This is a genomic window from Marinobacter sp. UBA2688, assembly GCF_002352785.1.
Taxonomy (GTDB): domain Bacteria; phylum Pseudomonadota; class Gammaproteobacteria; order Pseudomonadales; family Oleiphilaceae; genus Marinobacter; species Marinobacter salarius.
This window is the reverse complement of sequence record NZ_DELU01000031.1, coordinates 59,896-81,091: the sequence shown is the minus strand read 5'-3', so window position 1 is coordinate 81,091 and position 21,196 is coordinate 59,896. Positions and strand designations below refer to the sequence as shown.

Sequence of the window (21,196 nt, the reverse complement as noted above, 5' to 3'; positions counted from 1 at the left end):
TTCTGCCCTTGCGGGTCACAGGATATAGCGGCTCAGATCTTCGTCTTCTGCCAACTCACCCAGTTTTTCGTCCACAAACGCCGCGGTAACCTCGAAGCTGTCGGTAACCTGATCACCTGCCTCGTAAGACAGACTCTCCAGCAGTCGTTCCAGCACCGTATGTAGGCGTCTTGCACCGATATTTTCCGTGGTTTCGTTGACCTTGTAGGCGACTTCCGCAATACGGGCGATGGCGTCCTCTGTGAAGGTCAGTTTGACACCCTCGGTGCCCATCAGGGCCTCGTACTGCTGTACCAGAGAGGCATCTGGCTCCGTGAGGATGCGTTTGAAGTCATCCGGAGTCAGTGCCTGCAGCTCAACACGGATCGGCAGGCGGCCCTGTAATTCCGGGATCAGGTCAGACGGCTTCGACAGGTGAAACGCGCCGGACGCGATAAACAGGATGTGATCCGTTCGTACGGAGCCGTACTTGGTGCTGACGGTGCTGCCTTCGATCAGGGGCAGCAGGTCCCGTTGCACACCTTCCCGTGAGACGTCCGATGAAGTGTTCTCGGAGCGCTTGGCCACCTTGTCGATTTCGTCGATGAAGACGATGCCATTCTGCTCGACGGTCTGGATGGCTTTCTGCTTGATTTCCTCTTCATTGACCAGTTTGGCGGCTTCCTCGTCGCGAACGTGCTTCATGGCGTCAGCGACCTTCATCTTGCGGGTCTTGCGCTTATCAGAGGACATGCTCGAGAACATGTTCTGTAGCTGGCTGGTCATCTCCTCCATGCCTGGAGGTGCCATGATTTCAACGCCGGCGCCGCTGTTACGCAGGTCGATTTCGATTTCCTTGTCGTCCAGCTCGCCCTCGCGCAGTTTCTTGCGGAACAGCTGGCGGGTGGAAGAGTCTTCGGTTTTCTGGCTGTCTTCCTTGAAGTCCCGGGGTGGCGGGATCAGGGCATCCAGAATGCGTTCCTCGGCGGCGTCCATGGCGCGATGCTCGTGGCGTTTCATTTCCTTCTCGCGCAGCATCTTGATGGCCATGTCCGCCAGGTCACGGATAATGGACTCGACGTCCCGGCCCACGTAGCCCACTTCGGTAAACTTGGTCGCTTCCACTTTCAGAAAGGGGGCGTCGGCCAGTTTGGCAAGACGGCGTGCGATTTCAGTTTTACCCACACCGGTGGGGCCGATCATAAGGATGTTTTTTGGTGTGATCTCTTCGCGCAGACCACTGTCCAGCTGCATCCTGCGCCAGCGGTTGCGCAGGGCGATGGCTACGGAACGCTTGGCCTCTTCCTGGCCCACGATGTGTTTGTTGAGCTCGTGGACAATCTCACGGGGGGTCATTGCAGACATGCTAGCTCCGGATCAATCGTTGGCTGAGAGTACTTCGAGGGTGCGATTGTGGTTGGTGTAGATGCAGATGTCGGCCGCGATATCCAGGCCCTTTTCCACAATCTCGTTGGCTTTCAGGTCGGTGTTTTCCAACAGGGCTCTTGCGGACGCCTGTGCAAACGGACCGCCGGAGCCGATCGCGATCAATCCCTGTTCTGGTTCGATAACATCGCCGTTGCCGGTAATGATCAGTGACGCGGTTTTGTCGGCAACGGCCAGCAAGGCCTCCAGCCGGCGGAGAGCTCGGTCCGTTCGCCAGTCTTTGGCCAGTTCGACAGCGGCGCGGGTAAGGTTGCCCTGGTGTTTCTCGAGTTGGGCTTCAAAACGCTCGAACAGGGTGAATGCGTCGGCGGTACCACCTGCAAAACCGGCCAGCACCTTGTCGTTATAGAGCCGGCGAACCTTGCGGGCATTGCCCTTCATTACGGTATTGCCGAGGGAGACCTGGCCGTCGCCACCCATGGCAACTTCATCGTCACGCCTGACAGAGAGTATGGTAGTCATTCTGGCTCCATTTGCCTGATAGAAAACGGTATTCAGCAGTTATGGAGGCGAGGGGGCGGTTTTCAAGGGCGGGAGGAAAGAGAGTCAGGAGGGCAGCTCAGCCCTCCTTGGGAATCTTCCTGACCAGAGGCTGAATGTTGAGATTGACCAGCTTGTCGATAGCCGCATTCATCTGGCTGCGAGAGGTGAAGGGGCCTACATTGACGCGGTACCAGATGCTTCCGCTGTCGAGGTCGATGCGTTTGACCTGTGCACGGAGGCCCTGGAACGCGATTTCGGCCCGCTGCCTCTCTGCATCTTGCTGTTGTCGGAATGAGCCCGTTTGCACCAGGTAATCAAACGTTTGCTGTCCTGGCCCAGGGGTATATTCCTCGACCTCGGGAGGAACCACCTCCGAGTCAGGAAGCATGTCGTAAAAGCGAAAGCCGGGTTTTTCTTTTGCGGCGGTTTCCGAAGGCTTCTCCTTTACCGCAGGCGGTTCGGCTGTTGTTGCTTTTTCACCCTGGCGAGGCTCGGATGTAGGAAGTGAGTTGAGATAGGCAATAAAGCCGATAAAACCACCCACGGCTGCCAGTGACAGAATCCACTTCAATGACAAGCCACCTCGCTGTGACTTGGCTGCAGCAGGGCGTTTTGGGGGCTGCTTTTGTTTACGCGCAGGCCTCGCGGATTTTGTTGACGTTGCCGGTTTGCTGGCCGTTCTTGATTTGCGGGCATAGTCTCGGGACATGGCCGGGTTAGTTCCTGTTGCGTGCCTGAATATTCAGATCATGAAGCCTGACTTGCTACATTTCGTCGGGAGCGCTCACGCCAAGCAGATCGAGACCATTGGCAATCACCTGCCGCACGGCAAGATACAGGGAAACGCGAGCGTCCCGGACAGCAGTATCCTCGATCAGAACTTTGTGGGCGTTGTAGTAGGTGTGGAACTGCCCGGCAAGATCCCTGAGATAGTGCGTCAGGTGATGTGGTTCCCGCAATTTGGCTGAACTTTCTATAAGCTCGGGGTACTTGGCCAACTGGTTAGCGAGATCCTTTTCCTCGTCGAGCGTCAGTAAGGACAGATCTCCCACGCACTCGTTCAGGCCGCGCTCAACCCCTTCCTCTTTCAGTTTTCTGAGCACACTGCAAATACGTGCATGGGCATACTGAATGTAATAGACCGGGTTTTCATTGGTCTGGGAGCGGGCCAGATCGATATCGAAAGTCAACTGGGAGTCGACTCTGCGAGCTGCAAGGAAAAAGCGGGTGGCGTCGCGGCCTACTTCGTCAATCAGGTCGCGGACCGTCACGTAACTGCCTGCGCGCTTGGAAATCTTCACTTCCTGCCCGGACCGGGTCACCATCACCATCTGGTGAAGCACGTAATCCGGCCAACCCTGGGGGATGTCAGCGTTCAGCGCTTGCAGGCCGGCACGAACCCGTGTGACGGTGGAGTGGTGGTCGGCACCCTGCTCATTGATAACCGTGGTGAAACCCCGTTGCCACTTGTTCAGGTGGTAGGCCACGTCCGGCAGGAAATAGGTATAGCCGCCATCCTTCTTGCGCATCACGCGGTCTTTGTCGTCGCCGAATTCGGTGGTTTTCAGCCACATGGCGCCGTCATGTTCGTAGGTATAGCCGTTTTCCTGCAGGCGCTCGACGGTTTCCTCTACCTTGCCATCTTCGTACAGCGATGACTCGAGGAAATACACGTCGAACTCCACGCCAAAAGCTTTCAGGTCCAGGTCCTGCTCACGACGCAGATAGGCAACCGCAAACTCCTGGATGGCTTGTTGATCGTCCGGGTCGGCTTTACCGGTGACTTCCCGGTCGTCCGCGGTAACGGTTTCGCCGGCGAGATAGGCATTGGCCACATCGGTGATGTAGTCACCGCGGTAGCCATCGGCCGGCCAGTTTTCGTCCTCCGGTGTCAGCCCTTTCACCCGTGACTGCACTGAAAGTGCCAGATTGCTGATCTGTGCGCCTGCATCGTTGTAGTAAAACTCGCGGGTGACTTCGTAACCATTGGCTTCCAGCAAACGACTCAGGCAGTCGCCAATCGCCGCACCACGGCCATGGCCCACGTGCAGGGGGCCAGTCGGGTTGGCGGAGACAAACTCCACCTGGACCTTCTCGCCCTTGCCATTGTTGTTACGACCGTACTGCCCGGCGTTGTCGAGAATGGTGTTAACCACCTCAAAGGCACTGGCTGTGCTCATGAAAAAGTTGATAAAACCGGGGCCTGCAATCTCAACTTTCTCGACAGCGCTGGTGTCCGGCAACCGTTCCACCAATGCCTCTGCCAGCTTTCGTGGCGGGCAACCCGCCGCCTTCGATGCGACCAGAGCAATGTTGCAGGCGTAGTCACCGTGGGATTTGTCCTTGGTGTTGCCTACCTGTGGTGTAAAGGTCTGATCTGCTGGCAAGGTGCCTTCAGATTGCAGGGTCGCCAGCGCAGACTGGAGCAGTTCGGATACGGTCTCTTTCATGCTGTCGGATGACTCAGGTTATAAGAGAATGGAAGCTAAGGGCCGGGAACCCAATTATTCGGAAGGCAGATATTATCACTGAAAGAGGGGTGTGGCTCAAATTTGAGGCCCCGCGTTGTCTGCGCGGGGCCTCCGTTGTGGAAGGATCAGTCTGAAATCGCCGCCTGAGCGACAAATGGATCGCTATTGTATGGAGCGGGCGGAGTGACTTCTACTGTGAATGTGCCAGTTGAAGACGTACCGTCTCCCTCAACTGTTACGCACCGCTCTACAGGCGTTTCGCGGTAAGATGTGGGTGAGCTGAAGCTGCTCGGGGCAACAACTGAGCCATTAGTAGTTGAGAAGGCAATATCTGTTCCGCCTGGTGGAGGGCCCTCGATGGTGGCTCCGCTATCATTCGTAAAGACACCGGCAATTTCTGCGCAGACTTGTCCCGGTTGTACGGTTGTTGTAAAAGTGATTTGGATATTGTCGCTTGCCAGAAACAGTTTACCAGTCCGGGTTATCTCCAGTAGCGAGGTGGTGCACTCTACTCCACTCGTATCCGTGCATGCAGTGCCGTTGTATATGCCGTTCGCGGGGTCATATTGACCGTTGCTGTTGTAATCAAAGTACTCCTCACCTGAGTCGAAATTCCCGTTTCGGTTCCGGTCCAAGAAAGCCTCCCCAAGGTCGTTCTGGGCAACGTTGAAGTCATCTTCAGACTGAACATATTTGCCATCGCTGTTCAGATCTCTAAAGCTTTCTTCACCGACTGTGCGTGCGAGAATTAGGGCCACACCGTCATCAGCTCGGGGATTCTGGCTGATCCATTCGATTGAGCATGCGCCATCTTGGAGGATGCACTCACTTTGTACCGAGCCGGAGTTCGTAACAAAGTTCACCACAGCATCGCTAATGCGATTATTATTTCGATCCGCTGCCCGTATCGTAATTGGCACGGATACGCCGTCATAATTTCTGGCGTTTGGCAAAAAGTTTTCTTCAACCGACAGTGAAAAACTATCTTGGTCAGGGATCGTAGCGCTTATTGAAATAGGCGCAGAAGTTGTTTGAATGACAGGGCCTGTGTCGGGAGTGTATGTCGCGGTTACGCTGACAACAGTAGCCACTGTCCCGGCATTTACCCTTGTTGACGCTACGCCATTCTCGTCGGTCTCAGTTGATGCTTGGGATAGCGAGATTCCACCGACAGTCGTAGACAGAGTGAATGCAATACCTTCCCCAGTGGTAATTGGGTTGCCATTCTTATCGTTTAGCTGGAATGTAACATCTGAAACACTCGGCCTGCCGCTGGTCGAGCTACCGCTGAGTGCGATCGAGTCGGGGGTTACCGTTAAAAATTCAAGCTCTCCGATCTCTGGAGCCGCAACGTTAACGTTAGCAGTTGCAGTTGAACCGTTGGGAAGTCTGGCAGTTATGGTATCCGTGCCAGCACATCCGGCTTCATACGTGGTGCTGAATGAGCCCGAAGTCGTAGTGATCGGTGTATCGAAAACAGCATTTTGACACAAAGACGAGATGGTTACTGAGGTCTCAACTGAGTTGTATATTGAGTTTCCAGCGGAAGCATTTACCACGTTAAATTCGAGTCTAGTTGACCCACCGGAAGACAGGTTGGTTGCGGATGCATTCATTTGTCCTGATTGGAAGCCGGAGCCGCTGCCGGTACCGAGTTCCAGTGAAACGGTTTGTTCACCGCCTCCCGATGAGCCGTCCCCACTTCCTCCATCCCCTTCGCTGCCAGTACCGGCTAGCGAAGATGAGCTATCGTCGCCGCCGCATGCGGCGAGGAGTATTGAAAGCGATATAGCTGACGCACGCGCAAGGATTTTCCCTGACATTATTCTGATCTCCAGTTTTTCGTTACAGCAAAGCCAAATCGCTGCGCATTCCCTGCATGAGACACGCAAGCTTACGTAGATTTATAGATTTCATTGTCAATTTGCTGAAAATCATAGCACAGGATGCGTCTATGCAATGTTGATCGGTATTCATTTTTGAAAAACTTTGTAATTTGATGCGTGGCTTCAGTAAGGGGAGGTGAGTAAGTTAACCGGTTTCCTGCGGGTCTACGTCAATGGCCCATTTTAGTCCGGCTGGAAGCCGGCTCTGGTCCAGCGTTTCACACAGAACGCCGAGCGTGTGGTTGAGGTACTTTCGATTACTGCAAAGCAGAACCAGTTGAGCTCTAAGGCGATCAGCGCGGCGAGCAATCAGCGCGGGCAGGGGGCCCCAGATCTCTATCTGCTGGTAGCGGGCTTGTTGTTTTATGGTGTCCAGTAACTGCAGGCTTTTTTCCATCGTCTCAGCCTCCGCCCTGAAGATCGCCATCGCTCGAAAGGGGGGAAGCTGTCCCGTTTCGCGTTCTGCGAGCAGTTGGTCGGCGACTGGAAGGTAGTGTCCCTCAGCCAGGGAATGCAGCAGGGGGTGGTCGCTATGACAGGTCTGAACCAATACTTCGCCGGGTTTCTCCCCACGGCCGGCCCGGCCGCTCACTTGCAGTAATGTCTGGATCAGTTGTTCCGGAGCCCGGAAGTCCACGCTGAAAAGTCCGCCATCGGCATTGACGACAACCACCAGCGTAACGTTCGGGAAGTCGTGGCCCTTGGCCAGCATTTGCGTGCCAACCAGAATGCAGGGGCGCCCGCTGTTCACTTTTTTGAGGATGCCCTGGATGCTGCCCTTGCGCTGGGTGCTGTCCCGGTCGACCCGCACGACAGGAGTATCCGGAAACTGTGAGGTTAGAATGTCCTCGGTGCGTTCCGTGCCCTGGCCGACGGGTTTGAATGCCTCACTATCACACTTTGGGCAATGGTCCGTCGCGGCGGTCTGAAAATCGCAGTGATGGCAGCGCATGGCCCGGTCGCGGCGGTGGTAAGTCAGGCGTGTGTCGCAGTGAGGGCACTCCACCATATGGCCGCAGTCGAAACACATCATGACCGGAGCGAATCCTCTCCGATTCACGAATACCAACGCCTGTTGCCCATTGCTGAGGCATTTCTCGATGGCTTGCAGGGCTGGACGGGAAAGACCGCCTTCCAGAGGACGACTGCGGATATCCAGAAGTTTGATCGTTGGAGGCTTGGCGTTACCCGCTCTCTCTTCGAGTCGAACCAGGCGGTACTTGCCAGACAAGGCATTTTGGTATGACTCCATGGAGGGCGTCGCCGAGCCAAGAATAACTGGGCAATTATTAAGGTGCGCGCGATAGACCGCGGTGTCCCTGCCGGAATAGCGGAACCCTTCCCCCTGTTTATAGGAGCTGTCGTGTTCTTCGTCCACGATGATGGTTTTCAGGTCGGTAAAGGGGAGTAATACAGCCGAGCGCGTGCCTATCAGGATGACCGGCTCTCCATTGCGGATCCTTAGCCAGGTTGAGAGTCGTTCGCTGTCTTTTAGCGCCGAGTGCCATACCGCGATGCGTGACCCGAAATAGTATTGGAAGCGGGCTACGGTCTGCGGCGTCAGGTTGATCTCTGGTACCAGGACGAGCGCCTGGTGTCGGTCGTCCAGGTGAGTCTTCAGGTAATGAAGGTAGAGCTCGGTCTTCCCGCTGCCTGTAATGCCAAACAGGAGCGCTGTCGCGAAACCGTTGTCTGGCGATGGAAGTTGGTTGGCGGCTTCTTGTTGGGCTGGAGACAGCACGGGGATACGATTCCGGGTTTCCTCTGTTACGCCATCTGGGGTGGGTGGCGTGATCTCGCGGATCAGTTCTTTTTCCTGAAGGCTTCGGATTTGCGACTGCGTGAAACCGGCCCGCACAATCTGCTTGCTGCCTGCGCCGCCGGGTTGGCGGTTTAGCCACGCCAGCAGTTCTCTCTGTCGTGTTGCGTTGCCGGGCAGCAGCGCAGGATCGCCGCAGGCTTGCCAGTAGGGATCGGCATTCTCCACGGCAGGTCTGCCGCGACGGAGCGCTGGTGGTAGTGCGGTAAAAAGGCACTCTCCTAGTGGGTGCTGATAGTAATCAGATGCCCAGCTAAGAAGGCGAAAGGTTTCCGGGGGCAGTGCTGGCCACGCCTCGGCAGCGGACCGGACGGGTTTAAGGGTGATGCCCTCCGGTGGTTTTGCGTCTGTTTCGACCACCAGCCCGGTAGCCGATTGACGTCCGAAGGGGACCGTTACACGCTGGCCTGGTTGCAGTGCAATGTGATCCGGCACCAGATAATCGAACAGCCGCCGGATAGGGCGGTTCAATGCTATACGCGCAGTTCGGGGCACATGTGGCTCCATGGCGATGAAGGTGTCACGGTATCTGCCTATCCTTTTAAGGAGCTGAAAACCGGCGTGTCCCGTGTCGGGCGGGATGATATGACGGTCCGGGGCTTGCCTGATACCGCATTTGCAAGTAAGATTCGCGGTCTGTTTCCGGCAGGGCATGATTGTGCCCCGTCTTCTCAATTGATTCAAACATGCGGTGCCCGACACCCGGATTGCTATGAAAACCAGGCAGTCCCGTGATCTGGTAGCGGCATGACCGATAGAGGTTCGCCATGAAAGAAGGTATTCACCCCAAGTATGCCGAGATTACCGCTACCTGTTCCTGCGGTAATGTTCTCAAGACACGTTCCACGTTCACTCAGGACCTGACTCTGGATGTGTGCTCCCAGTGTCACCCGTTCTACACAGGCAAGCAGAAAGTGATGGATACCGGTGGCCGTATCGACCGTTTCCAGAAGCGTTTCGGTGGTCGCATCGGTGGCAAGAAAGCCTGATTCGAATGTTGATAACGAAAAAAGCGCCTTGCGAGGCGCTTTTTTTGTATCTGCAGGCTCGTCCTGAAGGGCGCGTCTGATGCGAATGTATACGCAAAAAGCCGTATTGACTGATTAGCGAGTGGTCAAACTGGCCTTGTCTGATGCAGTCCTTCGCGCCATAATGTCGCGCTCCGCTGGGCAAGGCCCGGTGGCTTATTACCTCTTAAACGTGACAAACGGAACAGTGGCAATGTCTCAAGATCTGAAAGAAGCAGCCCTTGAATACCACGCCAAGCCGCGGCCTGGTAAGCTGAGTGTGGAAATCACCAAGCCCACCAAGACCTCCCGCGACCTTTCGCTGGCGTACAGCCCCGGGGTTGCCGAGCCGGTCCGCGAGATCGCTAAGGACCCCGAGAACGCATACAAATATACCGCCAAGGGTAACCTGGTAGCCGTGATTTCAGACGGCACTGCAATCCTCGGTCTGGGTAACCTCGGTCCGCTGGCGAGCAAGCCGGTTATGGAAGGCAAAGGCGTACTGTTCAAGCGCTTTGCTGGAATTGATGTGTTCGATATCGAAGTCAATTCCGAAAGCCCCCAGGCATTCATTGAAACGGTCGAGCGTATTGCTGATACCTTCGGCGGTATCAATCTTGAGGACATTAAGGCCCCTGAGTGCTTTGAAATCGAACGCGCGCTGATCGAAAAGTGCAGTGTACCCATCTTCCATGATGACCAGCATGGCACCGCGATCGTAACAGCTGCGGGCATGATCAATGCCCTGGAGTTGCAGGGTAAGAAAATCGATGAAGCCAAAGTGGTTTGCCTCGGAGCTGGCGCAGCGGCTATCGCTTGCATGAAGCTGCTGATCAGCTGTGGCGTTCGGTCCGAAAACATCTACATGCTGGACCGCAAGGGTGTGATTCATTCCGGTCGCGATGACCTGAACCAGTACAAGGCAATGTTTGCCAACGAGACCGACAAGCGTACGCTTGATGACGCTATGGACGGTGCCGATGTATTTCTTGGTCTGTCCGGCCCGGATCTGTTGAGTGCTGAGCAGCTAAAACTCATGGCGCCGAATCCGATTGTGTTCGCCTGTTCCAATCCGGATCCTGAGATCAGTCCTGAAGTGGCATTGGCTACTCGTGATGACCTGATCATGGCTACGGGCCGCTCGGACTACCCGAACCAGGTGAACAACGTGCTTGGCTTCCCGTTCATTTTCCGTGGTGCTCTGGACGTGAGGGCGACCGCGATCAACGAAGAAATGAAAGTGGCGGCGGTTCATGCGATTCGCGAGTTGGCGAAAGAGCCGGTTCCGCAGGAAATCTGTGAAGCCTATGACGTTGCAAGTTTCGAGTTTGGGCGGGAGTACATCATTCCCAAGCCGATGGACGTGCGCCTGCTGGAAGTTGTTCCGGCGGCAGTCGCACGCGCGGCGGTTGACTCAGGCGTTGCTCGTAACGGCTACCCGGCCCATTATCCACTGAAATCGATGGACGATATCATCTGATATAGCCCAATCGAGTTTCGGAAACAAAAAAAACCGGCGATTGTTGAATCGCCGGTTTTTTTGTCGGTGGAATTCCCCGTCCAGCTTGCTGGTGTCAGAAGATCTGTCTCGACAGGTCATCGCTGCTGCCATTGTTACTGCCACCCGATGAATCATCTTGTGGGTCAAGTGGTGGCGGGGCATCTTCCTCGCGGAATATTTCGAACATGGCGCCTTCTTGTCCCGGTCTTGCACGCCGGCCTGTTTCAGGGTCGATGCGGATGTTAACGATGCCATTGGGTCTCGCCATCAATGACGATGGCTCGCCATTTAGTGCCACTTTCATGTAATCAAGCCAGACGGGCAGGGCAGTGCTGGCGCCGAACTCTCGGCGGCCAAGAGGTTGTGGTTGATCAAAGCCAACCCATACTGTGGTGGCTACGTCATGGTTGAAGCCGCCGAACCAGGTGTCTCTCTGTTCATTGGTGGTGCCGGTTTTGCCGCTGATGTCATCCCGTCCCAGGGCCTGAGCGCGTCGGCCGGTGCCTCGTCTGATTACATCCCGCATCATGGAATGCAGGATGTATACCGAGCGTTCATCGGCCAGACGCCTGGCAATGCGAACTTCTTTCTCGTCGTCGGAGTTGTTCTCCTGTTTCTCTGTGCAGTTTTCATCGCAGAGTTTGACGTCCGGTGCTTCGAAGATTGTTTCGTTGTTGATGTCCGAAATCTGGCTGATGAGGTAGGGCTCGACATCGTAGCCGCCGTTGGCGATTACTGCGAACCCTCGGGCCAGGTCCATTGGTGTCAGAAGTCCGCTGCCCAATGAGAGTGACAGGTCTTTTTGCATGTCTTCCGTGGGGATCTGAAGCTGCTCAAGGTAGTCTATGGTGTTCTGGATGCCCAGGTCCCGAAGCAAGCGTACTGACACCAGGTTGCGGGACCGGTACAGGGCTTCTCTCAGGCGAGTAGGGCCGTAAAACTGTCCTGATGAGTTTTGGGGGCGCCATGTGGTCTCCAGTTCGGAGTCGTCAAACACTATAGGTGCATCGTTGTAGATGGTTGCGGGTGTCATGCCGCTTTCAAGCGCGCTCAGGTACAGGAATGGCTTGAAGGTTGAGCCTGGCTGCCTTCTCGCCTGGGTGGCGCGATTGTATTTGTTCTGGCTGAAGCTGTATCCGCCGGCGAGTGCTTCAATGGCGCCGGTTTTTGCGTCAAGGGAGATTAGTGCGCCCTGCACCTCGGGTACCTGGGAGAGGGCAACGCGCCTGACTTCGGCGATATCCAGGGCTTGCTGTTCATCGCTTTGCTCCTGGGTGTCAGATTCATTTGGCTGCTCTGGGGTCATCACCACCATGGGCTTTACATAAACGATGTCACCCACAGTGACCACGTCAGATGGCTTTTCTGGTTCGGGCCCGGTCAGGTTTTCGGTTTTGTATCGTTTGGCCCAGGTCATTGTGGAGAATGCCATTACGGACTCGCCAAGCTGGCGGGCGTAAAGATCAACTTCGCTGTCTTTGTCTCTTACCCGGGTTACAACTGCAGGCACGAGTTCGGCTACGCGGGGGTAATTCGCCATCAGGTTGCCGAGGTTGTCCGGTTTCAGCTGATCTTCATCCACCTGTCCAATGGGGCCGCGAAAGCCATGACGCCGGTCATACGCTTCCAGTCCGGCCCTGAGTGCCCTGGTCGCCTCCTGCTGTTTCTCGCTCTCGACAGTCAGTCTGACTTCGTAGCCGTCGGTGTAGGCGGCATCGCCAAACCGCCGGACCAGCTCAGCCCGGGCCATTTCCGCAACGTGGTCCGCATCAACTTCAGTGGACGGTGCGTTAAAACTTGCAGTCAGCGGAGCGTTGGTCGCCAGTTCATAGGCATCATTGGTGATGTATTGAAGGTCGCGCATGCGACCGAGTATCCAGTCACGACGGATCTGTGCCCGTTCGGGGTTTGCCAGGGGATTATAGGCTGAGGGAGCTTTTGGTAGCCCGGCAAGCATGGCCATTTCTGCCAGAGAAAGCTCGGTCACGGGTTTGTCGTAATAAACCTGGGCGGCGGCGGCAATGCCGTAAGCTCGATTGCCCAGGTAAATTTTGTTGAGATAGAGCTCCATGATGCGGTTTTTGTCCAGTTCACGCTCGATCTGAAGAGCCAGAAGTATCTCGTTGAACTTGCGAATAAACGTCCGATCGCGTGACAAAAAGTAATTTTTTGCAACCTGCATTGTGATGGTACTGCCGCCGGACTGGATCTCGCCGGTGGAGACCAGTTCGATGGCAGCCCGCATCAGGCCTTTAAAGTCGACCCCGAAGTGTTCGTAAAAACGGGCGTCCTCCGCTGCCATAAAGGCATGTAACTGAATTGTAGGGATCTGTTCTATTGTGACCGGTGCCCTTCTCTTTTCACCGAATTCTGCTATTAATTTGTCGTCTGCGCTGTAGACCCTCAATGGGGTCTGCAACTTGATGTCCAGGAGTTGCTCAACAGGAGGCAATCCGGGGCGGAGATATAGGTAAAATCCTGACGCCACGATTGTGGCGAGACTGAGTCCAGTGAGAAAGAGCCATGCAAACAGGCGAGATGTACGCAACAAATGAGACATTTTTTTCTGACAACTGTTGGATATAGGTCTATCATTTGAGAAATTGCTTTAGGAAGGGCTAGCCGCTTCCCGGGTGCAATGCTCCTCAATTAAAGAAGAACGAGCATTGTAGACGGAAAACTAAAGAAATTCTCTTAAATAAAAAACACATATGAAAGAACTCCGTCGGGAGTTTTCATAACCCGGTGCATGTAACCAGGTATAGGGTGAGCGCGTGTTCGGATTGTTAGGAAAAAAATCCAGTTCGGTGCTGGGCGTGGATATCAGTTCCAGCTCGGTCAAGTTACTGGAACTATCGAAGCAGGGCGACCGTTACAAGGTCGAGAGCTACGCAGTGGAGCCGCTACCGGCCAATGCTGTGGTAGAGAAAAACATCACGGATGTCGAGGCGGTGGGCGAAGTGCTCAAACGTGTCGCGTCCAAATCACGTACGAGCGTCAAGCAGGTGGCTGTGGCCGTCTCCGGTTCCGCCGTTATTACCAAGCTGATCCAGATGGACGGTGGTCTTAACGAGTTTGAGATGGAAGACCAGATCACGCTCGAGGCCGATCAGTATATTCCCTATCCGTTGGATGAAGTGGCAATCGACTTCGAGGTTCAGGGGCCCTCTGAGGCTAACCCGGATCAGGTCGATGTACTTCTGGCTGCGTGTCGCAAAGAAAACGTCGATATTCGGGAAGACGCTCTGGAGATTGCTTCCTTGACCACCAAGATTGTGGACGTCGAAGCATACGCACTCGAGCGGGCATACGCCCTCATCGAGCCTCAGCTTGATTCCCAGGGTGAAGAACTCGTTGTGGCGATCGTCGATATCGGCGCAACCATGACCACACTGAGCGTGTTGGCTGAAGGCAAGACGGTTTACACTCGCGAGCAGATTTTCGGGGGGAAACAACTCACCGAGGAAATTCAGCGTCGTTATGGTCTGTCCCTTGAAGAGGCCGGCCTTGCCAAGAAGCAGGGTGGCCTCCCCGATGACTACGACTCCGAAGTGCTGACGCCTTTCCGGGAAGCGGTAGTTCAGCAGGTTGCGAGGGCGCTGCAGTTCTTCTTCGGCGCAAGCCAGTACAATGCGGTTGACTACGTAGTTCTGGCTGGCGGCACGGCATCTATCCAGGGGCTGACAGAAATGGTCGAGGAAAAAACGGGCACACCCACGCTGGTTGCAAATCCGTTCGCGGACATGGCAGTGGGATCAAGGGTGAATGCGTCTTCGCTGAGCAATGATGCGCCTTCACTCATGATTGCCTGTGGGCTGGCAATGAGGAGCTTTGACTGATGGCAAAGATTAACCTCAGACCCTGGCGCGAAGAACTCCGGGCGGAGAAGCAAAAACAGTTTGTGGTGATGATTCTGGGGGCGGCCTTTATTGCTGCTGGTCTGACCTTTCTCTGGAAAACCGATATGGACAACCGTATTGCCTACCAGGAATCCAGGAACGCCTACATCGAGACCGCGACCAAACAGCTGGATAAGCAGATCAAGGAGATTGAAAACCTTAAACGCAAGCGTGATGAGCTTCTTTCGCGGATGCAGGTTATTCAGGATCTCCAGGGTAAGCGTCCGATTATCGTGCGGGTCTTTGATGAGTTGGTTCGTACGCTGCCGGACGGGCTTTTCTACACTAGCCTTACCAAAAAGAGTGAGCGGGTTGAGATTGTTGGGATGTCGGAATCCAACAGTCGGATTTCAGCGCTGATGAGGCGTTTTGAGGAATCTGACTGGTTCACTGATCCCAATCTGTCAAATGTGTCTGCTGCCGATAACCAACGTGCCGGGTACAGTCAGTTCAATCTTTCGGTAAAGCAGCAAACACCAGAGCCCGAAGGGGGGGATAAGTAATGAGCCTCGCGGACTCACTGAAAAACCTCAATGAATTCGATATTAACGACTTGGATGTCAATAATGCCGGCATCTGGCCTGCGCCAGTCAAGGCCATCGTGGCGATCATCATCTTTGGCCTGATTCTCGGCGGTGGTTATTGGTTCTTCATCAAGGACCAATACGCTCAACTGGAGCGAGTCGAAAAGACGGAGCAGGAGTTACGGAAACGCTATGAAGACAAGGCATACCAAGTAGCAAATCTGGAAGTGTTCAAGGCGCAAATGGAAGAAATGGAAGAGACCTTCGGGGCACTGGTGCGTCAGTTGCCGAGTGAAACCGAGGTGCCAGGACTTCTTGAAGATATCACCAACACAGCGTTGGGCAGCGGTCTTGAGCTTCAAGAGGTTAAGTTGCAAGGCGAGCAGCGGCGCGACTTTTATGCAGAGCTACCGATCAATATTCGGGTTACAGGCTCCTATCATGAATTGGCGACGTTTGTGAGCAGTGTGGCAAGTCTGCCTCGCATCGTGACGTTGCACGACCTAACGATAACACCAACAGGCGGTGATGGAGAGCAGCTGAATATGCAGGTTCTTGCACGTACCTACCGCTACCGGGCTGGAGAATGAGCATGGCGAGACAGCATGCAATAAAAGCCTGGATGAGTATTTGTCTGGTATCTTTCCTGACTGCGTGCTCCCAGGGAAGTGGTTTTTCCGATCTTGACAAGTTTATGGCGGACACTCGAGCTAAGCCTCGGGGGCATGTCGAACCCTTACCAGAGTTCAAGGCGTATGAGGCTTTCAGCTATTCTGCAGCGGATCGCAGAGCGCCCTTCGAACCGCCGATTGATATCCAGCTCACAATGGTTGATCAGGAACCGGAAAGCGATATCGAGCCGGATCTGGATCGGCCGAGAGAGGTTCTCGAAAATTTCGATTTGAAGGAACTCTCTATGGTAGGCACTTTAAGTGACGCATCCGGGAGCCTTTTTGCCCTGATCAAGGATGGTATGGGCGGCATTCATAGGGTGCGCACCGGAAACTATGTAGGGCAGAATTACGGCCGGATTATTGGCGTCAATGAAACCCGGGTTGAACTGATTGAAATCGTTCCCAATGGCCGGGGCGGGTGGGTCGAGCGTCCACGCTCGCTGTCGCTGGATGAGAATGAGGGCTAAGGGAGCGGCATTATGATTATTGAAAGAAACATGCATGAACAAAAAAGTTTGGGGTCGAGGCTAGCGATGTTCAGAAAACTCAATGTATACGTCGGCGTGATTGCTTTTGGGTTGTTATCCGGCCTGGCCAATGCGGTCACGCTGGAAGACGTGTCGTTTTCGTCGCTGTCCGGGGATCGGGTCGAGGTGACGCTGGCGTTTGACGGCCAGCCACCAGAACCGACCGGGTACACGATCGAGCGACCTGCCAGAATCGCAGTGGACCTCCGGGACACGACCAGCGGTCTCGACAGTCGCAACATCTCGCTCGGGGGAGGTAACGCCCAGAGCATGACGGTTGTCGAAACCAAGGATCGCACTCGCCTGATCTTCAACCTGGCAGAGCTGGCTCCCTATGAGACGGTGCGTACCCAGAACAGCCTGGTCGTCACAATCGGCAGTCAGGGTAGTGGTGTCGCAGCGTCAGGCTCGACTTCTTCCTCTACACCGATGACTACTGCATCGGGAGGACAGTCGGTCTCATCGGCAGGCAACGACCTGGCGGGAGTCGATTTTAGGCGTGGGCAGAATGGCGAAGGACGCGTGATTGTAGATCTGGGTAGTGCCAATGCATCCGTGGATCTGTCCGAGCTCGGGGGCAAGATTCGCTTGACGATGGACGGTACCAGTGTGCCGGACAATCTTCGTCGCCGCCTTGATGTTACCGATTTCGCGACACCGGTAACCCGGGTTGATACCTACACGGAAGATGGTAATGCGGTTGTGGAAATTCGTCCGGAAGGCAACTACGACTACATTGCCTACCAGTCCGGTTCGCAGTTTACCGTCAGCGTGGAAAGGCTGACAGAAGAGGAAGCTGAGTCTCGTCGAGAGGAGAAGTTCCCGTACACCGGCGACAAGCTCTCTCTCAACTTCCAGGACATCGAAGTTCGTTCGGTATTGCAGTTGATTGCCGACTTTACTGGTCTGAACCTTGTTGCCAGCGATACGGTCAGTGGCAGCATCACGCTGCGTTTGCAGAATGTGCCCTGGGACCAGGCTCTGGACCTGATCCTTAAGACCAAGGGATTGGACAAGCGTCAGATTGGTAACGTACTGCTGGTTGCTCCGGCCGATGAAATCGCCGCCCGTGAAAAGCTTGAGCTGGAGACGTCCAAGCAGATCGCTGAGCTCGCACCGGTTCGCCTGGATATCATTCAGGTGAATTACGCCAAGGCTGCCGATGTCGTTGAACTGATTAGGGCGGATGAAGAACTTATCTCCTCTCGGGGATTCGTCTCTTCAGATGCGCGTACCAACACGATCAGTGTTCGTGAAACTTCGGAAAAGCTTGATGAAATTCGCCGCCTGGTTTCGACCTGGGATGTTCCTGTTCGTCAGGTTTCCATTGAGGCTCGAATTGTAAGAGCGCAAACCAACGTTGCCGAAAATCTCGGTGTTCGTTGGGGTGGTGCCGCCTACGATGTCAGTGGTGATAACGTTTTCTCAGTGGGTGGTTCGCAGAACGCGGTTGAGGAGGCGCGTCAAGCCGCTGGTGGTACCAACAACACGATCACCTTCCCGGACGCTCTGGCGGTAGATTTGGGTGTCACCGGCCAAGGTGCTTCCTCATTTGCCATCGGCTTGGGCAGTGATGATTTTCTTGTGGACCTGGAACTCTCTGCACTGGAGAGTGACGGACAGGCGGAAGTTGTTTCCCAGCCCCGCGTTGTTACTGCCGATCGCCAGACCGCCAAGATTAAGTCCGGTGAGGAGATCCCTTATCAAGAGGCTTCTTCCAGCGGTGCGACGTCAGTATCTTTCAAGGAAGCGGCGTTGGCTCTTGAAGTAACCCCTCAGATCACCCCGGATGACAAAATCATCATGGATCTGGTGGTTAATCAGGACTCCCGTGGTGAAGTGACCGCCGGTATTCCTGCCATCAACACTAATGAGGTAACCACTCAGGTGTTGGTTGGAAATGGCGAAACCGTCGTTCTGGGCGGTATTTTCCAGTCAGAGGTTACGACGACGACTACCAAGACTCCGTTCCTGGGTGATATTCCCTACCTCGGCCGCCTCTTCAAGCGCACTGAGCATGTTGATGAGCGTAGCGAACTGTTGATCTTCATCACACCGAAGATCATCAAGAGCGACCTGATTCAGTAATCGGGTTGCCTCCGAAAAAAAAACCGCCGTGTTCCGCACGGCGGTTTTTTTGTTGGTTCATTTCCTGAAACTTATGGAAAACGTTACCCTGTGATATTCTCACGCGCCGGAATGTAGATGAGCGGAAGTTATGTCCTTGCCAAAACGAGTTGTCCTGGTCGGCCCAATGGGTGCGGGAAAAAGCACAATTGGTCGCATGCTGGCCAAAGAGCTGGGCTATCGCTTTCTCGATTCCGATCGAATTATTGAAGAGCGGTGCGGCGCCAATATTCCCTGGATCTTCGACGTAGAAGGGGAAGACGGCTTTCGGCATCGTGAAACGGCCATGTTGGCTGAACTGTCGGAATATCCACAGACAGTGCTGGCGACGGGCGGTGGCGCGGTGATGAAAGAAGAGAATCACGCGCATCTTAAACGCGATTCCGTCGTGGTGTACCTGAAAACCTCGATTGAGCAGCAAGTTGAAAGAACGAGGCGGGATCGCAATCGTCCCCTGTTGCAGAATGACGACCCCGAGGCGGTCCTTAGAAATCTGTTTGCCGTGCGGGACCCTATCTATTCGCTCTTGGCCGATGTCGTCATGTTTACTGACCGCAAGAGCCCCAGGCTGGTCGTACGGCAATTGGTGAACCGGATTAATCCGAGGACACCTCGCCACAAAAGGCAAATACGTAAGGAAGGCAGAAATCATGCGTGACTCACTGCGGGAGTTGACGGTTGAGCTGGGCGATCGAAGTTACCCAATCGTTATCGGTCAGGGGCTGCTGGGTAGCTATGATCTGAGTCCCTTTGTCTCTGGTTCACAAGTCATGATCGTCACCAACGAAACGGTTGCGCCCTTGTATCTTGAGTCAGCCCGAGCCTGTTTCCCTGGAAAGCAGGTAGATACGGTTGTGCTTCCAGACGGTGAAAAATACAAGGATTGGCAGACGCTAAACCGTATCTTCGACGGTTTGCTGGGGAAGCGTCACTCCCGCAAAACCACGCTGGTTGCTTTGGGGGGTGGCGTGGTTGGGGATATGACCGGGTTTGCCGCCGCTTCCTACCAGCGTGGTGTCTCTTTTATCCAGATCCCGACGACATTGTTGTCGCAGGTGGACTCCTCGGTCGGAGGAAAGACCGGTATCAATCACCCGTTGGGCAAGAATATGATCGGTGCCTTCCACCAACCGGAAGTTGTACTGATCGATACCGACAGTCTGAGGAGCCTTTCTCCAAGGGAGGTGTCTGCTGGCCTTGCGGAAGTTATCAAGTATGGCCTGATTCGGGACACCGATTTTCTGGCCTGGCTTGAGAAAGAAATTACGTCGCTCATTGATCTGGAAACAACAGCCCTGGTGGAAGCTATCTATCGCTCATGCGCCTGCAAGGCGGACGTTGTAGCAAAAGATGAAAGAGAAGGTGGTTTACGGGCAATACTCAACCTTGGGCACACGTTTGGTCATGCCATTGAGACCTTCGCTGGATACGGCAACTGGCTGCACGGCGAGGCTGTTGGTACTGGCATGATGATGGCTGCGGATCTTTCCTTGCGCCAGGGCATGATAACCGAAGAGGATCGTGCCAGGGTTGTGCGCATTATCGAGAGAGCCAAGCTTCCGGCGCTTGCACCCACGGGGATGTCTCCCGATGATTTTCTGCGATTGATGGCAGTCGACAAGAAGAATGTGGATGGTTCGTTGCGCTTGGTCCTCCTTCGCAGGCTCGGGGATGCTGTGGTGACGGATGCGGTGGATAGGCGAGAACTGGATGCCACGCTTCGGGGCTTTTGTAGAGAAGTCTGAACAGGTATTGATCTGGGATAAAGCAGGGAATGACGGTGAACAACGAAGGACTCAATAGTCATGACGGTGGTGGTTTGTTTCCGCGACTCCAGGAGCGTTATGGGTTAAGGGCCGATCCGTTGGATATGGAAACACCCTTCTTTCCGGATGCCTCTCGCCACCACGCCCTGGAAACGCTTCGTCACCTCTGTGGTTTTGGTGACCTCGCTTTGCTTCTCACTGGTGATGTGGGGGCGGGCAAAAGTCGGTTGCTTGCGGAACTGGTGAGAAGTGAGTCTTCCCGTCTGGATTTTCATCGGGTACCAGCTGCGGCGCTGACGAGTACTCAGGCGCTGTCACGGGCGCTGCTCGGTATTGCGCACAAAGGGTTGAATCCTGGCGAAGGTGCGCGTGACGCCATTTACGGCTTTTTCCGATGGTCTGAAATCAGGGCTCGGAAGGGGCAGCGGATGGTCCTGCTGATCGATGATGCGGATCGTGCACCCACCGAGCTACTGAGATTGTTGTTTTCTGCTTTTGAAGCCGCAGATCGATCTGCGGCGGCGGTTCCTGTGTTCAGTGGCAGCGGGCGGTTGATTGAGATGCTTGGGTTGTCAGGGGACGGTGCCGGCGTGCATCAGGTTCATCTTCGCCCACTGACAAAAGAAGAAGTCGCCGCTTATCTCGAGCCCCGAATTCACCGAGCTGGTGGTAAGCCCAAGGAGTTGCTGTCGCCAGGGAAATTGTCACAATTACACAGTTTGAGTCAGGGGAGTTTTTCCCGTCTCAAGCGTGTAACACCAGCCGTATGGTTGGATATGGCATCGACCGGAGGTGGCGCCAAGCGGACGTTTTCGATGCCGATTAATCTGCGTTGGCCCGCGCTGGCCTTGGTCATACTCGCTGGTTCCTGGTGGCTTGTATCGCAGCAGTATGACGACTCTGTTGCAAGGGAGCAGTCAGAACCTGAGCCGGAAACCGTACGCAAAAGCATCACCATCGGCCCTGACAGCCCGGATATTGAACCGATTGAGACCGATGTAGAGTTGTCGGAACCGGTCGTCGAGACCAAGTTGCCCAGCGTGGAAGAATCTGATCAGGCTGTTCCAGAGCCAGAGCCAGAGCCAGA

The 21,196-nt window shown here is 54.9% G+C and carries 17 protein-coding genes; 10 read left to right on the top strand and 7 right to left on the bottom strand.

Annotation, left to right across the window (positions count from 1 at the left end; genetic code table 11):
• Positions 1 to 15: 15 nt before the first annotated feature.
• The 6 genes from hslU to B3M52_RS19445 all read right to left on the bottom strand — a co-directional run bounded on the left by hslU (position 16) and on the right by B3M52_RS19445 (position 8,591).
• Positions 16 to 1,344 (bottom strand): ATP-dependent protease ATPase subunit HslU, encoded by a 1,329-nt coding sequence (hslU, locus tag B3M52_RS19470; RefSeq protein WP_036203558.1) that lies wholly within the window; start codon positions 1,342 to 1,344, stop codon positions 16 to 18.
• Between the two features lie 12 nt (positions 1,345 to 1,356).
• Complete coding sequence (gene hslV / locus B3M52_RS19465) at positions 1,357 to 1,887, bottom strand: ATP-dependent protease subunit HslV (protein ID WP_007154624.1); 531 nt, start codon at positions 1,885 to 1,887, stop codon at positions 1,357 to 1,359.
• Positions 1,888 to 1,984: 97 nt separating this feature from the next.
• Complete coding sequence (locus B3M52_RS19460; RefSeq protein WP_075195823.1) at positions 1,985 to 2,617, bottom strand: SPOR domain-containing protein; 633 nt, start codon at positions 2,615 to 2,617, stop codon at positions 1,985 to 1,987.
• 55 nt (positions 2,618 to 2,672) lie between these two features.
• Positions 2,673 to 4,358 carry an arginine--tRNA ligase gene (gene argS, locus B3M52_RS19455; RefSeq protein WP_075195822.1) on the bottom strand — a complete coding sequence of 562 codons (1,686 nt, stop codon included), beginning with the start codon at positions 4,356 to 4,358 and terminating at the stop codon, positions 2,673 to 2,675.
• A 146-nt stretch (positions 4,359 to 4,504) separates the two neighbouring features.
• Positions 4,505 to 6,202 (bottom strand): Ig-like domain-containing protein, encoded by a 1,698-nt coding sequence (locus B3M52_RS19450; protein WP_127402076.1) that lies wholly within the window; start codon positions 6,200 to 6,202, stop codon positions 4,505 to 4,507.
• Positions 6,203 to 6,410: 208 nt separating this feature from the next.
• A complete protein-coding gene (locus tag B3M52_RS19445) occupies positions 6,411 to 8,591 on the bottom strand; it encodes a primosomal protein N' (protein ID WP_075195820.1) in 2,181 nt (726 codons plus the stop codon).
• Positions 8,592 to 8,851: 260 nt separating this feature from the next.
• Here B3M52_RS19445 and rpmE point away from each other — a divergent pair, with 260 nt between their 5' ends.
• Both rpmE and B3M52_RS19435 read left to right on the top strand, forming a co-directional pair.
• Positions 8,852 to 9,073: a 50S ribosomal protein L31 gene (gene rpmE, locus B3M52_RS19440; RefSeq protein ID WP_007154619.1), complete on the top strand. Its 222-nt coding sequence runs from the start codon at positions 8,852 to 8,854 to the stop codon at positions 9,071 to 9,073.
• Between the two features lie 232 nt (positions 9,074 to 9,305).
• Entirely contained in the window at positions 9,306 to 10,571 is a 1,266-nt protein-coding gene (locus B3M52_RS19435; RefSeq protein WP_036203569.1) for a malic enzyme-like NAD(P)-binding protein, read from the top strand.
• Between the two features lie 94 nt (positions 10,572 to 10,665).
• On the opposite strand, the gene B3M52_RS19430 is transcribed toward B3M52_RS19435, so the two are convergent.
• Complete coding sequence (locus B3M52_RS19430) at positions 10,666 to 13,152, bottom strand: penicillin-binding protein 1A (protein WP_075195819.1); 2,487 nt, start codon at positions 13,150 to 13,152, stop codon at positions 10,666 to 10,668.
• Between the two features lie 214 nt (positions 13,153 to 13,366).
• Here B3M52_RS19430 and B3M52_RS19425 point away from each other — a divergent pair, with 214 nt between their 5' ends.
• From B3M52_RS19425 to B3M52_RS19390, 8 genes are all read left to right on the top strand, one after another.
• Positions 13,367 to 14,431, top strand: coding sequence for a pilus assembly protein PilM (locus B3M52_RS19425; protein WP_036203576.1), 1,065 nt, complete (start codon positions 13,367 to 13,369; stop codon positions 14,429 to 14,431).
• Positions 14,431 to 14,994, top strand: coding sequence for a PilN domain-containing protein (locus B3M52_RS19420; RefSeq protein WP_041335802.1), 564 nt, complete (start codon positions 14,431 to 14,433; stop codon positions 14,992 to 14,994). Before B3M52_RS19425 ends, B3M52_RS19420 begins: the two co-directional genes overlap by 1 nt.
• A complete protein-coding gene (locus B3M52_RS19415; protein WP_041335800.1) occupies positions 14,994 to 15,605 on the top strand; it encodes a type 4a pilus biogenesis protein PilO in 612 nt (203 codons plus the stop codon). Before B3M52_RS19420 ends, B3M52_RS19415 begins: the two co-directional genes overlap by 1 nt.
• Before the next feature lie 2 nt (positions 15,606 to 15,607).
• Complete coding sequence (locus B3M52_RS19410; protein WP_036203584.1) at positions 15,608 to 16,156, top strand: pilus assembly protein PilP; 549 nt, start codon at positions 15,608 to 15,610, stop codon at positions 16,154 to 16,156.
• Between the two features lie 66 nt (positions 16,157 to 16,222).
• On the top strand, positions 16,223 to 18,304 hold the full coding sequence (pilQ, locus tag B3M52_RS19405) for a type IV pilus secretin PilQ (protein ID WP_177190642.1): 2,082 nt from the start codon (positions 16,223 to 16,225) through the stop codon (positions 18,302 to 18,304).
• A 130-nt stretch (positions 18,305 to 18,434) separates the two neighbouring features.
• The gene (gene aroK / locus B3M52_RS19400; RefSeq protein WP_036203590.1) at positions 18,435 to 19,001 is read left to right on the top strand and encodes a shikimate kinase AroK; all 567 of its coding nucleotides are present in this window, start codon (positions 18,435 to 18,437) and stop codon (positions 18,999 to 19,001) included.
• Positions 18,994 to 20,088, top strand: a complete 1,095-nt coding sequence (aroB, locus tag B3M52_RS19395; RefSeq protein WP_075195818.1) for a 3-dehydroquinate synthase — start codon at positions 18,994 to 18,996, stop codon at positions 20,086 to 20,088. The genes aroK and aroB overlap by 8 nt, the downstream gene beginning before the upstream one ends.
• A gap of 29 nt (positions 20,089 to 20,117) precedes the next feature.
• Positions 20,118 to 21,196: ATP-binding protein (locus B3M52_RS19390; RefSeq protein WP_286750040.1), on the top strand; the 1,079-nt coding region annotated here is incomplete at its 3' end.

Excerpts from the sequence above, each read along its gene's own strand:
- hslU (WP_036203558.1), bottom strand. The coding sequence starts at position 1,344 with ATGTCTGCAATGACCCCCCGTGAGATTGTCCACGAGCTCAACAAACAC.
- hslV (WP_007154624.1), bottom strand. The coding sequence starts at position 1,887 with ATGACTACCATACTCTCTGTCAGGCGTGACGATGAAGTTGCCATGGGT.
- B3M52_RS19460 (WP_075195823.1), bottom strand. The coding sequence starts at position 2,617 with ATGTCCCGAGACTATGCCCGCAAATCAAGAACGGCCAGCAAACCGGCA.
- argS (WP_075195822.1), bottom strand. The coding sequence starts at position 4,358 with ATGAAAGAGACCGTATCCGAACTGCTCCAGTCTGCGCTGGCGACCCTG.
- B3M52_RS19450 (WP_127402076.1), bottom strand. The coding sequence starts at position 6,202 with ATGTCAGGGAAAATCCTTGCGCGTGCGTCAGCTATATCGCTTTCAATA.
- B3M52_RS19445 (WP_075195820.1), bottom strand. The coding sequence starts at position 8,591 with ATGGAGCCACATGTGCCCCGAACTGCGCGTATAGCATTGAACCGCCCT.
- rpmE (WP_007154619.1), top strand. The coding sequence starts at position 8,852 with ATGAAAGAAGGTATTCACCCCAAGTATGCCGAGATTACCGCTACCTGT.
- B3M52_RS19435 (WP_036203569.1), top strand. The coding sequence starts at position 9,306 with ATGTCTCAAGATCTGAAAGAAGCAGCCCTTGAATACCACGCCAAGCCG.
- B3M52_RS19430 (WP_075195819.1), bottom strand. The coding sequence starts at position 13,152 with ATGTCTCATTTGTTGCGTACATCTCGCCTGTTTGCATGGCTCTTTCTC.
- B3M52_RS19420 (WP_041335802.1), top strand. The coding sequence starts at position 14,431 with ATGGCAAAGATTAACCTCAGACCCTGGCGCGAAGAACTCCGGGCGGAG.
- B3M52_RS19415 (WP_041335800.1), top strand. The coding sequence starts at position 14,994 with ATGAGCCTCGCGGACTCACTGAAAAACCTCAATGAATTCGATATTAAC.
- B3M52_RS19410 (WP_036203584.1), top strand. The coding sequence starts at position 15,608 with ATGGCGAGACAGCATGCAATAAAAGCCTGGATGAGTATTTGTCTGGTA.
- pilQ (WP_177190642.1), top strand. The coding sequence starts at position 16,223 with ATGTTCAGAAAACTCAATGTATACGTCGGCGTGATTGCTTTTGGGTTG.
- aroK (WP_036203590.1), top strand. The coding sequence starts at position 18,435 with ATGTCCTTGCCAAAACGAGTTGTCCTGGTCGGCCCAATGGGTGCGGGA.
- aroB (WP_075195818.1), top strand. The coding sequence starts at position 18,994 with ATGCGTGACTCACTGCGGGAGTTGACGGTTGAGCTGGGCGATCGAAGT.